The organism is Paenibacillus sp. FSL R5-0475 (assembly GCF_038004585.1).
Lineage (GTDB): Bacteria > Bacillota > Bacilli > Paenibacillales > Paenibacillaceae > Paenibacillus_AQ.
The window spans coordinates 1,280,700-1,295,687 of sequence record NZ_JBBORK010000001.1 but is presented as its reverse complement, the minus strand read 5'-3'; the positions used below and the strand labels follow the sequence as shown (position 1 = coordinate 1,295,687).

Here is a 14,988-nt window from a genome sequence, read left to right as displayed (position 1 = left end):
CCTTGGATCTACTCTTTTCAATCGCAATACCGGAACCAAATGATTATGGAGGGAAGTTATGCTTAAATTTATAGGTGTTTTACTGCTCTTCAGATTAGTGGGCAACCCTTTTCTGGCTATATTCATCCTGCTTCTTATCTTGTATTTCTTGGATCGGCGATATGTGGGCATCTTCCCCAGCATTACAAAGCCCTTCAAAAGAATGCGTCAAATTTCCAAGTTACGTACAACCATTTCTTTAAATCCTAATGATGTTTCATCCAAATTTGATTTAGCGCGGAGTTTGGCAGAACGTAAAAAATACAGGGAAGCGAAGGATCTCCTACTGCAAATCGAGGACCGTTATGAACAATCTGCTGAATATTGGGTAGAACTCGGACATGTGAATCTTAAGCTAGGCGCTTTGGAGGAAGGCGAAGCACAAATGCTTCGTGGTCTGGAGATCAACCGTAAGGCTCGATATGGACAGCCATATCTTTGGTTAGCGGAAACTTTCCGCCATACGAATCATGATAAAGCATTACATTACGTTACTCAGTATCAAGAAATCCAGTCTTCTTCTTCTGAGGCGTATTATCTGGCTGGCTCCATGTATAAAGCGCTTGGCAGATCAGAGGATGCGAAACGAGCTTTCGAAGAATCCACCGCTGTTTATCGTTCACTTCCTAAATATAAAAAACGGCAGGAGCGAGGTTGGGCGTTGCGCAGCTTTTTCGCCAAGATGAAATAAACTTGACGACTCCTTAACCCAAAAAACGGAGATCACTTCTGATTATCAGAAATGATCTCCGTTTTTTTATAATAAATTGGGGGGGGAAACGATGTTATTAGTTCGTCACTAATTTCCAAAGCGATAATGCCGACTCCGGATTCCAGTTGGTATCACCGAAACTTCTAAATGTCACTCGAGCTTCATAAACGTTACCCTTGTATTCAACTTTTGTTCCAACAATGTACAACCCGGTTGCATTCCAAGCTGCTACATCTGGTAATACGGGTTTCACAAGGGTTGTGACTGTATACAAAGAGCTCTTGTCTGAAATATTACCAGCAGCGTCTACAGCTCTCACATGATAATTGTACGTAGTGGAAGCTTGCACCGATAAATCCGTAAAGGAAGTTCCCTTAGTTTGGGTCAATTCAACACCCTCTCGATACACAACATAATGATCAACACCTACATTATCTTGGGCGGCGTTCCACATCAGATTAACACTATTGTGCTTCACTGACATGGTATGCAGCCCCTCAACCATCGAAGGCTTTACAGTATCTGGTGTTTCCACTGGAGGTATAACCACTTCCGGGTTTGGTGTGCTAACAACAATAATATTACTTGAGCCTGACGTGTTTCCTGCACGATCCACTGCAACAATATAATATGTATAAATTTCACCTGCTTCTACAGTAATGTCTTTAAAGCTCGTTGTTGAGGATGTTCCGATTTGTTTCGCTATACCGACGCTATCCCCGCGATAAATCATGTAATGATCTACGCCTACGTTATCTGTTGCGGCATTCCACATAAGATCTACACTGCTCGATTCTACACTCATCGTGTGTAACCCCGTTACTGTTGACGGCTTCTCCGTGTCTGGTTGTACCCCAGGTCCTGATTCACCGTTCTTTAGATTCACATCAATGACTTGGTAGAAGGCATTCGCTGTATCATCAATATCCCACACCGCCAAAATAACATGGTATCCACTGCGGTCAGTTGGGACATTTACTTTGTGCGTCACAGAACGCTCAGGCTGTTTACCGCCATTTTCAAAAGTTCCAATAAGCTCTAAATCGGAACGTTTAATTGGCGTATTAGGATTCCAACCTTTTTTCGTAATATAGTAATGCCATTTTGTTGTTCTATGTTGTGCTGTATGATACCAAGTGATGTCATTGACTCCGCCAACCATATCGTGCTTAATCCAGCGATCACTTGATTGTTGATCCAGAATTCCTCCGAACATGCCACCCGCAGATGCAATCTTCCCGTCCGCAGGACCCGCCAATGGGAAACCCTTTGGTGCCTCTAGACTCTGTGGCTCATATTGAACAGAACCCACATTATTCGCTGCACCAAGCTTCGCACGACTTGCTGGTTCGGATACATAACCGTGTCCTAGCGCTTTATCGGTATCGATAAGTCCTACTCCGGCAATAACCCCCGCTGTAATAACAAATGGAGCAACCTTCTTTGCGATACTGCTGTTCTTCATGCTTACTTTCATCATTCATCATCTCGCTTTCTAGTTGTAATTTGGAGACTTTGAAAACGAATCCAGTGTTATTATAATTTTCTAAAAACATAATAACAATAACCTAAAGAACCAGACGTCAATGGATAAAAGACCCATGACAATTGAACGGATTAGTAGTTCTCCCCGCTAATAATGCCCCATCGAAACGATTCATTCTACTCAAATAAAAAGCCAGCCACCGATAAATATATCGGTGGCTGGCTGCAAAAAAACAACTTGTTATGACTTCTGATTCATAAATGGGGTATAGTCCCATTTACATATTTAAATCCTGCTTGTTAGCTTCTCCGCTCTGTTTAACCGAAAATGGCCACCAATTTCCTCGGCCGAAGATCCGTACCATTACAGGGACAAAGAACGGCAGGAAGATTAAAGCATACAAGGCCAATCCTACGAGCACCACTGTAGCAATCTGCATCATCGACAATACCCCAGAAGGATACATCGAAGCGAAGGTACCACCCAGAATAACTACAGCTGAAAGGATAACTGTACCCATATTGCGCATAGCGTGTAGAATCGCTTCTTTTACGTCCCATGTGTTATTTTCGTTAAACCGGGCCATTAAGAAAATGCTATAATCCACACCTAGTGCAATCAGCATAACAAAACTAAAGAATGGCGTCGTCCAGGTAATCCCTTCATAGTGCAGAAGATTAACGAAAATAGCCTCTGTAACGCCCAACGCTGAAAAGTAAGTGATCAAAAGTGAAATGATAAGGTAAATCGGCATTACGATTGAGCGAAGCAGCAACACTAATATGATGAAAATACCGCTCAGCATCAAGATTACTGTACGCGTATAGTCTTCATTGGAAATATTCCGCAAATCGCTTTGACTACTTGTAACCCCGCTAATAGCTGTTTCAGCATTTTCAAGCTTCGTACCTTTAACTGCACGATCTACTGCTGCTTGAATATCACCCACACTATCTATAGCCTCTGAGCTGTAAGGATTCTCGGTGAATACCACGTCCAATGTCATCACCTTACGGTCATCAGATAAGTACGTGTCAAATACCTGCTTTATACCTTCAGCTTTAAGTGCCTCAGCCGGTACGAAGAATCCGCTCAGCTCTTCATCCTTAGCCGCTTGAATCTGATTCAAGTATTCTTGTGCCGAGCCCAGACCGCTTGTAATTTGCTTCAATCCATCAGCACTATCGCTTAGTCCAGTGGTTAAGGCTCCAATCTGACCTGTCAATTCACCAAAACCATCTGCAAGCTGCTTCTGTCCGCCTTGCAATTGATCAAGACCACTTGTGATAGATGGAATCTTTTCTACGATCTGTCCTTGACCTGCTGCCGCCTGATCGAGTCCAGATTGCAGTTGACCGATTCCAGCTACAAGCTTAGCTAAACCTTGCGCGAGCGCGGTTTGCCCAGCCGCAGCTTTGGCATAACCGGCATTCGCTTCATTTAAGCCAGTAGCTGCACCTTTAAGCTGTTCTGAAACCTGACCAAGACCGGCTGCTAGCTGCGCTGCACCCGTACCACTTTGTGCTACTGTACCTTTGATCGTCAAATAATTTACATCCTGAACAATTTCCGGATAACTGCTCTCTAGGCCAGCGAAGGAACCGTCCAGTCCTTTTAATGCCTCTGCAACACCTTGTAGCTGCTTCGGAAGCTGTCCGAGTCCTTCATCCAGCTGGGTTAAGCCTCCACCGATTTTTTTATAGCCCTCAAGTAACTTCGCATTTGCATCTGCTAACTGTTTAGCACTTGTTGCTGCCTGCTGAAGACCGGATTTGATATCTCCTGCACCCGCTGAGCCACTCTTAATCCCGCTCTCAATCTGGGTGAGCCCAGCGCCTAAAGCAACAATTCCGTCTTTGAGATCCGCTGTGCCCTCTGTCAGCTTAGCACTCCCTGCAACAGCTTCTGTAAGTTTAGGAGCATTATCGCTAAGCTGTTTACTAGCTTCAGACAAGCCGGTCTGAATCTTGGTCAGACCTTCGTTACTCTGGTCCAGTCCATCAGAAAGTGTACCGACCTGATTCGGAATCAAGAAATCACTAATCAGCTCACCTGTTGGACGTGACATGCTCCGAACAGATTTTACACTATCCACTTTTTCCAGCTCGCGGCTAATTTTCTCCGCAAGTCCCAGATATTCTGAATTGTCCATACGATCATCATTCTTGATAACGACCTTGCCAGGCATCGATTCACCTGGTCCGAAGCTCTCCGAAATAATATTAAAACCTTTTACCGAAGCATATTCCGAGCCAATTTCCTCCAAGCTGTTAAAGGACAGCTTACCGCTATAGGTAACTAGAAATGGGGATACGATTACTGCAACGATTAGAAGTGCGGCCCACGGTCTTTTTAAAGAAAAAGAACCTGCCCATCCCCAAATACGGCTCTCACTATGCTCCAGCTTGCCACGGGAGGGCCAGAATAGCTTTTTGCCTAGAACAGCCATAAAGAATGGAACAATCGTCACAAGTGCCAATAGCATAACTGCAATACCAACTGCAACAGCTACTGCTGAACGATAAAGGATAAATTTCGATAACCCAATCGCTACAAAACCTACAAATACCGCTAAGCCCGAATAGAACACCGTTCCTCCAGCTTTTCGATAAGTTGCAATGATTGCACTTTTAGTATCTTCTGCGGTCATCAATTCTTCTTTAAAGCGACTGATCAGCAGAATACAATAATCCGTACCGATCCCGAACATGACCGCAACCATAAAGATTTGAGTAAACGTTGATAAAGGAAAATCATAACGATCCACCAAAAAAGCCACGACAGATTGGGATACAATATAGCTGATACCCACGGTCAGCAGCGGTACAAAAGGCGCTACGAACGAACGAAACACAACGAATAGAATAAGTAGGATAAAGACAACTGTAATATACTCCGACTTCTTTAGCCCTGCTTCTGAGCTTGCAATCATATCCTCTGTAATCAGACCTTCACTGGTCAAATAATGATCTGCTTTAACACCTGAGAGCATCTCATCCACTTTATCTGGCAGCGCAGTAACAGCCTCTCCTTCACCTTTTACGGACAACGCCACCATAATAGTCTTCCCATCTTTGGCAATCAGTGTATCTTTAAGCTCACTTTGTGAAAAAGGATCGGTGATGGAATCTAACTGCAGAGCTTCCTTATTCGCAGCCAGCTTCTCAACGCCTTGTTGAATACTTGCTGTTTCTTCCGCTCCGATTCCCTTCGGGTTATTGAACACAAGGGCTACTTGATGGAGTGATTCGCCTCCCTTGTCACTTGACGCTTCCTTCATGATTTCTGCTGCTCTAGATGAAGGGTATCCCTCTGGAACCGTAACCTGCCCCTTCTCACGGACAAGATCAGAGAAAGACGGGGCCGTCATCACTAGCACCACCGCTACAGCGAGCCAGATTGCGATAACCGCCCATCTTGCTTTTAGAATCGTCTTCATTGGCTCTTCCCTCCATTATCATTCTGAATTAGACTTGCCAGTTTCTCAAACATCATGATGAACGTCTCAATATCCTTCTTTTCAAAATGAAACAAATACGGGGCCACTACTTCATGTACTTGCGACTCAGCTGCTTCAAATACTCTTTTACCATGCTCTGACATCGATAAATACACCTGACGACGATCATTCTCGTCACGAGTTCGCTCAATAATGCCTGCTTGCACCAGTCTGTTGATTATTGCTGTAATGGAGCTTTTACCCACGCAAAAAGTTTCTGCTAGATATGTAGACGTACATTGTTCCTGAGCATTAATCAGACGCAGAATTTGATACTGATCATTCGTTGTATCTGCAGCAATGCTATCTTTAATTCTTGCGGCTACTTGTCTAGTCACCATCATATAAGCATCCATATAACGGTTAATCCAATGCTGAACTTCATCTTCCAAAGCTTCCTACCTCCAAATATAGTTCAACTGTAGAACAGTTTCATTGTCAAACTATAATCCCATTTATTTCAAAAGTCAACTTTACAATTCTAAGGAACAATTTAAGGTGACCCAACAAAAAAACAGGCCGAGATTTCATCTCGACCTGCCATTGTATGTCTTCTAAAAATTGTTTATTCCTCATCCTCGATCTCTTCTACTTCATAAACACATCTCAGCGTTTCAATGCCTGCTGCATTTTCGCCTAGGCTGTACACCATGAACCCAAGACTACGGTAGAAATCTGCAGCAATCTCATCCTCTGTTTCAGCTACCAGATAACGCGGCTGACGCGTAGTAAGCAGCTCCAGAATCATCCCTCGTGCATAACCTTTTCCTCTGTTCTCTGGCAATACAGCAATATGCCGAATATCCAAGGAACCATCTTCTGTTTCTTCAAAGCCTACAAGACCAAGCAGTAATTCTTCCTCTTCCCAGCCATATAACTTTAGCCCGGCTTGTTCGCTATACTCAGACGAAGTCTGCTTTAGAGCATTCGGATCATCTATGACCGCATAGGTCAGCAGCTCATTCACCTCAGATGTACCAATGAGGGGTTTAAGATCAATCAACATTCTTCACATTTCTCCTTCTTTGTTCCTTTTACAGCTAATCACTCGAAACAATCCGTAGCCTGTCCACACACCTAGCATGTTTAATAGTAAATCATCAATATCGAAGCTTCCCACATGCAGCAGCATTTGCAAGCACTCCAAAAGCAGAATACAAGGGACAGCATATAGCGAGATTCTAAGCCAAGAAACAGGACGTATCTTTACTAATGGCGAAAGAAAACCAAATGGAATAAAAACTACAACATTTCCTAGCAGATTTACTAGCCGATTGATAAGTGATAAACCGTTATCCAAGTTGAAATAAAGTGACACCGTGCGAAATGGAACCAGATTATACTGAAGAGGACCTCCGGTATGTACCTCACGTCCAAATCCGATAAACATCCAATAGATAACAGTAGCACTATACAGAGTTAGCACTACCCGTGTCAATCCTTTTAGCGGCCATGAACGGTAAGTTTCTTTATGTCTGCGGTTAATCAATTCTTAGGTTGAGCTTCAATAATTTCGATAGTTCCATCAAGTTTACCTACGATCGCCATCGCTGCAATTCCAATAAATAGGCCGTGATCTACAACACCCGGGATGTTTTGGATGGTCAGTGCAAGCTTCGGTGCAGCTTCTATCGCTTCAAATCGGCAGTCCGCAATGTAATTGCCATTATCCGTCTTGTACAACTCTTCTCCGCTGCGACGCAATTCAGGTTGGCAACCCAGTTTGGCAAGCTCTGCCACAGTCCATTCCCAGGCGAAAGGAACGATTTCCACCGGCAACGGAAATTTGCCTAGCGTGTTTACAACTTTACCTTCATCGGCAATCACAATCATTCGGGTACTATTACTAGCTACAATCTTCTCACGAAGCAAAGCGCCGCCGCCGCCTTTAATAAGTTGCAGACTGCTGTCTAGCTCGTCCGCTCCGTCAATGGTTAAGTCCAGACTATCAATATCACCAAAAGCTACCAGTGGAATTCCCAGCTCTCGTGCTTGCTCTTCGGAAGCGCGTGAAGTAGCTACTGCGGTAATTTTCAAGCCTTCACTGACGCGTTCACCGAGCTTGCGGATTGCCCAGTAGGCAGTTGATCCCGTACCCAGACCTACCTTCATTCCATCTTCTACATATTCCACTGCTTTTTCAGCTGCTAGTTGTTTAACGTTGATACTCATTTTAATACCCCCATGTTATCCATTATAAAGTTTTATAGTATTTTGCCGTAACAGAGACTATCCGGATCACCTATGTAGGGTCCAAATAAATCAATCGGTTGGTAGCCATGCTTGACGTAAAGCGCAATCGCTTCTGGCTGCTTAATTCCGGTCTCCAATCGGATCTCCTTAAACCCCGCCGCTAAAGCTTGTTCTTCAAGGAATAACAGCATATTTGTAGCTATGCCCATTTTACGATAACTAGAATCTACATAAAAGCGCTTCAACTCCATCGTTGCGATCTCTATTCCGATATAATCCAGTGGACGAAGCCCACCACAGCCCACTGGTTTTCCGTTTAAGTAGGCTACTACGAAAGTCATTTCTTTTACTTTGGGATCCTCGAAATCAACAACATAGATCGTCTCATGCGGATAACGCATCTTCAGTTCCTCATCCAGAAACGTAATAAGTTCTCTTAAATCAGCGTTCTCTGGATCAACTACTTCAAAATTCACTTCTGTTACGGGCGACACTCTATTTCCCTCTTTTCTTGTATCCAAATTCGTATTATCCTTCTTGCAGCCAAAAAAATCAATATTCTTCATTCTGTCTTATGTATATTGTAATTTCACTACATCCTCTAAGTTTAGGATCATCTCTTTTTCAGCGTGGTTAGCAGCCCTATGTAAGTAAGCTTTATGCTCAATGAAAGCATCTGAGGGGGCTGCCAATTTAATGTGCTCCAGCACACTACGTTCGACATCAGCGAGAACTAGATTTCCTCTACCCGCACTTACTCTACAAAGATTAATGATTGCTAAAGGCTTATTCACAACTGCCTGCCCGCTGGACTCCACAAAAACTGTGTATTGAACTAAAGGTATTACGTCTGGATCTTCCACACTAGCAGCGCAAGATTGGTCAAAGATAGAATACATTAGTGAAGGATTGCGTGATAAAGTCCCTAATTTTTTCTGATTAGATACCAATTTGCTGTTCTGGTAGGCCAAGAATCCGGCAACTGACAACACGAGCACAAGCAAAATAACTAATATCGAGTACATTTCATCACGTCCCACCCAATACTCCATAATAACAATACCGATTATATATTATCATGGATAACTGCATAGACCAATCCTATATTATCAACACTATAACAAGTGTAAGCGATATTCAATCTATAAAGTTATTTTGAAATATTCAAAATAACAGTTGAAACTTCGTTTGACATGTCTCATAATGAAAATATGAATATTGTTTGTCAATCCATATGGAAATCAAGGGAGGAAACTTAAAATGAAGTTTTTCTTGGACACCGGAAATATTGAAGAGATCAAACGTATTACTCGCCTCGGATTAGTGGATGGCGTAACGACTAACCCGTCGCTCATCGCTAAAGAAGGAAGATTGTTTAAAGATGTTATCAAAGAAATCGTAGCAATCGTTCCAGGTCCAGTAAGTGCAGAAGTAATCGGACTTACAGCAGAAGAAATGCTTAAAGAAGCATACGAAATTGCTGAGTGGGCTCCAAACGTTGTCATTAAACTCCCTATGACTGAAGATGGCTTGGAAGCTTGTTATGAGCTTACAAAAAAAGGTATCAAAACTAACGTAACGCTTGTCTTCTCAGCGGCTCAAGGCTTAATGGCTGCAAAAGCAGGCGCAACTTATATTTCTCCTTTCGTAGGACGTCTGGATGATATCGGTGTTGACGGAATGAAGCTGATCAAGGATCTGAAGACCATCCTAACTAACTACGGTATGACTTCCGAAATTATTGCAGCATCCATCCGTAACATTGCGCATGTTGAGCAAGCAGCTCTTGCTGGTGCTCACATTGCTACCATACCAGGTTCGCTCCTGCCTACCCTCTGGAAGCATCCGCTGACAGATAACGGTATCGAACGCTTCCTGAAGGATTGGGAATCCGTGCCACAAGCATAAGATTGTCTTTCATTCTTTTATTAAAGGGCTATCCCGCAAGCTACGGCAACGTAGCTTAAGGATAGCTCTTTTTTCCATCTAAAGTCCTTGCAGAAGTCTGACGAACACGCTTTGACAAGAGTCGCGCATCTACCTGCTCCGTTTCTTTCACGTCAGATTCTCCCTTGCTCCCCTTGCTTGGCGTTACTGCAAATAAGGTCAGCAATCCACCAATTGCGCCGACTGTAGCCATCAAAGCGAATAATACCCAATGACCACTGCTTAACAGCAGCGATACCACTGGCGGTCCTGCGGCTACCCCTATAAACCTCATACTGCTATAGAGAGCGGTTATCGTGCCGCTATTTTCTTTCTCAATTCCCTCCGTGATCAAAGCATCCATACAAGGAAGCACAATCCCGATTCCAACACAACCTAAGCCCATAAACCCGACTAAGAAATAAATACCTTTATTGAACCCCGCAAAGATCATTGCTGCAGTAAGTAACACCATACCTCCAAAGCCCAGCCATTTCATTAGCGTTTTGTTCTGACCAATGATCTTTCCAGTTCCATATGAAGACAGACATAACAAGGCTAATGGTATTGCCAGCACAAATCCCTTCATTGCCCCATGCATTTTAAATTTAGATTCCAGCATTTCCGATAAATAGAATTGAACGCCAAAGGTTACAAACATACAGATACCGCCTATGGCAAAAATAGCATACAACCATCGTCCCTTTTCTCGCAAAATGCTCACAATTCCGGATAAAAATTCTCTTATACCCTGTTTCTCAGGTTGTTCCTTCGCTTCCGGCTTTCGAACCAGAAAAAGAACTAAAGCAAATGAAATTAGACATAGAACAGGAATAGCGATAAAAGGTGCAAACCAGAGCCATATTCCAAGATAAGCACCAAGAATCGGACTGAGTACTTTACCAAAGGTATTTGAGGTTTCAATAATTCCCAGACTTTTGCTTACATCCTCTTCTTCCTTGAATAAATCACCAACGAAGGGCAGCACAATAGGAAAAGCACCAGCCGCACCTATCCCTTGTAACAAACGTCCGGCCAGAATGACCCAATAGGCGGTAACGCCCTTCATAAACCAAGCCGCCACCACGCAGACGACTCCACCAATAGCAGCAATGATCAGACTCGGAAGAATCACCTTTTTTCGTCCATAAGCGTCAGACAGGTACCCTGCAATAGGAATCATCACGATAGCCATCAATCCATAAACAGTAATCAGCATACTCACCTGAAAAGAGCTAATGCCTAGTTCTTTAGAAATCTGCGGCAAAATAGGGAGCAGCATGGAGTTACCGAGGGTCATAATTAGTGGAATGGATGCCAGTGCAAGCAGATCCCATTTTCTTTCCTTCATGAACTGACCACCTTTGTCATTGTTTGCGACGACTCTCTATATTGTGGTTTGTTCATCCCTCTTTATTCATACATATAAAAAGACCGTCCCCCCGCCAATGCGAAAGGACGATCTTATGATCAGAAGATGGGGCTTTACAGCGAATTTGTAATCATGGTCTTCTCTTTTACAGAAGGAAGAAACCGGTTTGGTTCTCCTAGGCTAAAAATATGCAGCAAGTGCATCGCTCGAGTGCAAGCTGTATAAAACAATTTACGCTCACTTTCTCTGCCATATCGTTCAGCTGAACCATCGTAGATGATGACAGCATCAAACTCCACGCCTTTAGCTAAGTAAGCAGGTAACACCAATGTTCCCTTCTGGAAATTCGGCGTTTCTTTCGTAACGAGCCTTACTGGCAGCCTACTATGTAGTTCATCATGAACTCTTGCGCTTTCTTCTGCTGTTTTACAAATGACAGCCACATAATGATACCCCTTGGATTGCAAATTCCGGATATCCATTTCAACTGCATTCAGAAGCTCATCCTCGCTAGACACCACACTTAGCTGAGGTTCTTCTCCTCGTCGATTAAACGGCACAATTCTTTCCCCTCCAGGAATCATTGAACGCGTAAATTCTACAATTTCAAAAGTGGAGCGATAGCTTCGGGTTAACGAGATCACTTCTGTATTCTCTTCCCCATAAATGCTTACCAAACTAGACAAATCACCGAGCACCTCACCTTGTGCATAGATCGCCTGATTCAAATCACCCAATACGGTCATTTTCGCCCTTGGAAACAAACGACGCATGAACTCTAATTGGAAAGGTGAGTAGTCTTGTACTTCATCCACAATCACATGACGAATCAGCGTATTGGTACGGAAGCCTTGGCTTAACTCCTTCAAATAAAGGAATGGTGTAGCATCTTCGTAGGCAAGCTCGTTCACTGCGATAGATTTTAGTGTTTGTTCACAGATCTCATCCCAGATTTCCGGCAGAGAATTAACACCATTTAGGCGTTCCATAAGCTCACGATCAGTAAACAGCGTACTGTACAACCCCTTAACATCCACAAAACGACCTCGTTTAGTCCATCCGCGCAGTGGTTTTAAGCGTTGGCTGACTACATACCGGGATAACACTTCTTTTTCAGTATCAAAATCATCAAAACTATCCTGTGTAGCTTTCTTCTTACGTCGTAACATCTGATATGCACGATGGTAATCACTGGAGTCCAATAGCTCAATTTGATCTTCAACCCATGAAGCATTTCTTTCCTCATGGCTAAAATCAGCGATCTTCTTCAGTAACCAGCGTGTCATTAAGTCTACACGGTTCGCAAGCTTAATGGCGGGATCATAGGCATAGAAATGACGTTCCATTTCTTCTTTACTGACTACCGCTCTACCTTGAAACATTAAAGGCTTGAACAGCATGCCCTCATGTTCCAGCATCGTAGCATACCGACGAATCACATCGAGAAAAGGTACGGATGATTTATAAGCGATGCCTTCTCTGCGTATACCCACTTCAGGGCCATCAGGGGCATTCAATAGGTTTTCCGTCTGACTAAAGACATCTTCCAGCTGGAATTCATGTCCTAAACGATGCTCAAGATACATTTGAAAAGTGGTTTGTTGCATATTTTCTTCACCTAGCTCTGGGAGCACAGTTGAAACATAGCTATTAAACAGCGGGTTCGGTGAGAACAACAACATCTGGTCTGCTTGCAGAACTTCACGGTATTTATACAAAAGATAAGCTACCCGCTGCAATGCTGCAGAGGTTTTCCCGCTTCCTGCGGCACCCTGAACGACCAGCATTCGGCTTTTGTCGTTGCGGATAATCGCATTTTGCTCTTTCTGGATGGTAGCTACAATACTCTTCATTCGATCATCGGCACTATGGCTAAGCACTTGCTGCAAAAGCTCGTCGCCGATCGTTACCCCAGTATCAAACATAACTTCAATAACACCATCAGAAATCACAAACTGACGTTTAAGATTCATTGTACCGGAAACAAGTCCACCAGGTGTCTCATAAGCTGCTGGGCCAGGAGCTCCGTCATAATATAAGCTCGATATAGGCGCCCGCCAGTCATAGATCAAGAAGGTGCCATCATCCTCCATTAAGGATCCAATCCCCAGATAAATCTTTTCCGTTTCTCCATTTGGTGCTTCTGTAAAGTCAATACGCCCAAAGTAAGGAGAGACGAGTAGCTTTTTGTATTTTTTTAGAGCCTTGCTCGACTGTAAATGATGGCGTTCACGTTCATTCAAGATTTGGGATTGTTGGCGCAGACTTGTTGAAGTTTCCCCTAAATCATCTGGACTACTGAAGTTTACTGTTACCTCTTCCCAGAAGTCTTTCCGCATATCCACCACATCACTGCGATGGAGTCCGAGCTCCTCAGATAATCGCCGGATATGGGCAGACAAAAGCTTTGTCAATCCGTCAACCCGCTGCTGTTCCTCTTTCCATTCAATTTCATGATTCTCCACTACATTTCATCCCCTTTGGAAGGTTGATATTTCAAGTGAGGATACTCTTAATAGATGAATCCGGCCCCTCAGGGACCGGACTTGTTAACAAAATAAGAAGTATAAGTTTCACCCTGAACATAATCCTTAAGCTTATATGTTGCACATCACAAGGTTATGTTTTAAGCTTCGCGATCCGTTTCTTTTTCCTCAGTCGCTATACGGTTCATCTGATCTGCCACTTTATCAAGCCGTTCTAATTGATATCCGTAATCGTAAATAGCTGCGGCTACAACATACAATCGTAGTTGACCTATTTTCTCCGCATTATACCCCAGGATCGTTGAATTCAAAAATCCATCATTCTCGTCTCCCAAGGGTTCCGATTCATTAGTGTTTGGTTTTAGTTTATCTTCAAATTTCAGCAAGATCAGTTGATGATATTTGATTAACTGCTCCAAATGACTGTCAAACAATGCATCTGTCTCTTCACTTCGATCCGCTTGAAAATAATGCCGATCCACAGCCTCAAGAACATCGAAGCCCTTTTGCAAAGAAGATAACAGGTTCTTATAGACAACCATTTGTCTAGTCTGACTGTACTTCGCCCTCTTTAGCTGTTTCTGCTCTTCCTCAAACAAAGCGTACTTATCCGCTAAAGATTTAATAGATGATTCCAGTGCAAGTTTTTCATCACGAAACACACTTTCCTTCATCTCATGAGATACAGCCGTTCTTAGCAGCAAGGAAAGACTGGCAAAGACGTTCTCAATTTGCTTGATGTACTGTTTCCGTGGTTTCGGAGGAACTACTATAATATTGATTAGAAATGCAGAAACAATCCCTGTCAATGTTAATAAGAACCGATTCAGCGCGAACTGCCATTCACCAGAAGCCTCCATCACTGTTATAACGGTGACCAGTGTCAGGCTAATAGTATCCGCCCGGTTAATTTTCATACTGATCATAATGACAAGAATGCAGACCAACCCAACCGCAATTGGACTATTGGATAACAGCATTCCTCCCAGAAGAGCGAGTACCGCGCCCATTGTAGTCGTTGTCAGCTGATCAAGAAAATAACGCCAAGAGCGATAAATAGATGGCTGCATAGCGAAAATTGCTGCAATCGCAGCGCCCACAGAAGATGGAAAATGTAGCAGTTCGGCTAAATACAAGGCAAGCGTGACTGCCATTCCTGTTTTAAATATGCGAGCTCCAAAAGCCAAAAATATCCCCCCTAAAAATTGGCCCACTCTGCAATATGGACATCTACGAATCCCTCATTCCTCTAATTACCCAAGCCTAGAGTTGATG

General features: G+C 43.3%; 13 protein-coding genes. 2 read left to right on the top strand and 11 right to left on the bottom strand.

The annotated features are described in order from the left end of the window. The first annotated feature begins 58 nt into the window (after window positions 1–58). A complete protein-coding gene (locus MKX41_RS05560) occupies window positions 59–730 on the top strand; it encodes a tetratricopeptide repeat protein (protein WP_149644218.1) in 672 nt (223 codons plus the stop codon). 97 nt (window positions 731–827) lie between these two features. Here the strand turns inward: MKX41_RS05560 and MKX41_RS05555 are convergent, their stop codons facing one another. From MKX41_RS05555 to MKX41_RS05520, 8 genes are all read right to left on the bottom strand, one after another. Continuing rightward, window positions 828–2,231, bottom strand: coding sequence for a lytic polysaccharide monooxygenase (locus tag MKX41_RS05555; RefSeq protein WP_340969044.1), 1,404 nt, complete (start codon window positions 2,229–2,231; stop codon window positions 828–830). A gap of 283 nt (window positions 2,232–2,514) precedes the next feature. Beyond that, window positions 2,515–5,676 (bottom strand): MMPL family transporter, encoded by a 3,162-nt coding sequence (locus MKX41_RS05550; protein ID WP_340969042.1) that lies wholly within the window; start codon window positions 5,674–5,676, stop codon window positions 2,515–2,517. Then, window positions 5,673–6,128 carry a MarR family winged helix-turn-helix transcriptional regulator gene (locus MKX41_RS05545; RefSeq protein WP_076282879.1) on the bottom strand — a complete coding sequence of 152 codons (456 nt, stop codon included), beginning with the start codon at window positions 6,126–6,128 and terminating at the stop codon, window positions 5,673–5,675. The genes MKX41_RS05550 and MKX41_RS05545 overlap by 4 nt, the downstream gene beginning before the upstream one ends. 173 nt (window positions 6,129–6,301) lie before the next feature. Further along, a complete protein-coding gene (locus MKX41_RS05540; protein ID WP_076299436.1) occupies window positions 6,302–6,742 on the bottom strand; it encodes a GNAT family N-acetyltransferase in 441 nt (146 codons plus the stop codon). Between the two features lie 3 nt (window positions 6,743–6,745). Beyond that, window positions 6,746–7,162 (bottom strand): VanZ family protein, encoded by a 417-nt coding sequence (locus MKX41_RS05535; protein WP_340969040.1) that lies wholly within the window; start codon window positions 7,160–7,162, stop codon window positions 6,746–6,748. Between the two features lie 59 nt (window positions 7,163–7,221). Next, window positions 7,222–7,902: a ribose-5-phosphate isomerase RpiA gene (rpiA, locus tag MKX41_RS05530; protein WP_143764014.1), complete on the bottom strand. Its 681-nt coding sequence runs from the start codon at window positions 7,900–7,902 to the stop codon at window positions 7,222–7,224. 38 nt (window positions 7,903–7,940) lie between these two features. Beyond that, window positions 7,941–8,423 carry a GNAT family N-acetyltransferase gene (locus MKX41_RS05525; protein ID WP_076283366.1) on the bottom strand — a complete coding sequence of 161 codons (483 nt, stop codon included), beginning with the start codon at window positions 8,421–8,423 and terminating at the stop codon, window positions 7,941–7,943. 78 nt (window positions 8,424–8,501) lie between these two features. After that, window positions 8,502–8,954: a hypothetical protein gene (locus tag MKX41_RS05520; protein WP_143759423.1), complete on the bottom strand. Its 453-nt coding sequence runs from the start codon at window positions 8,952–8,954 to the stop codon at window positions 8,502–8,504. Window positions 8,955–9,189: 235 nt separating this feature from the next. Between MKX41_RS05520 and fsa the strand changes: the two genes are divergently transcribed. Further along, window positions 9,190–9,837 carry a fructose-6-phosphate aldolase gene (gene fsa / locus MKX41_RS05515; RefSeq protein ID WP_042126959.1) on the top strand — a complete coding sequence of 216 codons (648 nt, stop codon included), beginning with the start codon at window positions 9,190–9,192 and terminating at the stop codon, window positions 9,835–9,837. 55 nt (window positions 9,838–9,892) lie between these two features. Here the strand turns inward: fsa and MKX41_RS05510 are convergent, their stop codons facing one another. From MKX41_RS05510 to MKX41_RS05500, 3 genes are all read right to left on the bottom strand, one after another. Continuing rightward, window positions 9,893–11,206: an MFS transporter gene (locus MKX41_RS05510; RefSeq protein ID WP_340969036.1), complete on the bottom strand. Its 1,314-nt coding sequence runs from the start codon at window positions 11,204–11,206 to the stop codon at window positions 9,893–9,895. A 134-nt stretch (window positions 11,207–11,340) separates the two neighbouring features. After that, a complete protein-coding gene (helD, locus tag MKX41_RS05505; protein WP_340969033.1) occupies window positions 11,341–13,692 on the bottom strand; it encodes an RNA polymerase recycling motor HelD in 2,352 nt (783 codons plus the stop codon). A gap of 161 nt (window positions 13,693–13,853) precedes the next feature. Then, on the bottom strand, window positions 13,854–14,900 hold the full coding sequence (locus MKX41_RS05500; protein WP_042187452.1) for an FUSC family protein: 1,047 nt from the start codon (window positions 14,898–14,900) through the stop codon (window positions 13,854–13,856). Window positions 14,901–14,988: the final 88 nt, after the last annotated feature.

What these genes read in the sequence shown, in the direction of transcription:
- fsa (WP_042126959.1), top strand. Translation starts at nt 9,190, where the DNA reads ATGAAGTTTTTCTTGGACACCGGAAATATTGAAGAGATCAAACGTATT.
- MKX41_RS05560 (WP_149644218.1), top strand. Translation starts at nt 59, where the DNA reads ATGCTTAAATTTATAGGTGTTTTACTGCTCTTCAGATTAGTGGGCAAC.
- MKX41_RS05555 (WP_340969044.1), bottom strand. Translation starts at nt 2,231, where the DNA reads ATGATGAAAGTAAGCATGAAGAACAGCAGTATCGCAAAGAAGGTTGCT.
- MKX41_RS05510 (WP_340969036.1), bottom strand. Translation starts at nt 11,206, where the DNA reads ATGAAGGAAAGAAAATGGGATCTGCTTGCACTGGCATCCATTCCACTA.
- MKX41_RS05540 (WP_076299436.1), bottom strand. Translation starts at nt 6,742, where the DNA reads ATGTTGATTGATCTTAAACCCCTCATTGGTACATCTGAGGTGAATGAG.
- MKX41_RS05520 (WP_143759423.1), bottom strand. Translation starts at nt 8,954, where the DNA reads ATGTACTCGATATTAGTTATTTTGCTTGTGCTCGTGTTGTCAGTTGCC.
- MKX41_RS05550 (WP_340969042.1), bottom strand. Translation starts at nt 5,676, where the DNA reads ATGAAGACGATTCTAAAAGCAAGATGGGCGGTTATCGCAATCTGGCTC.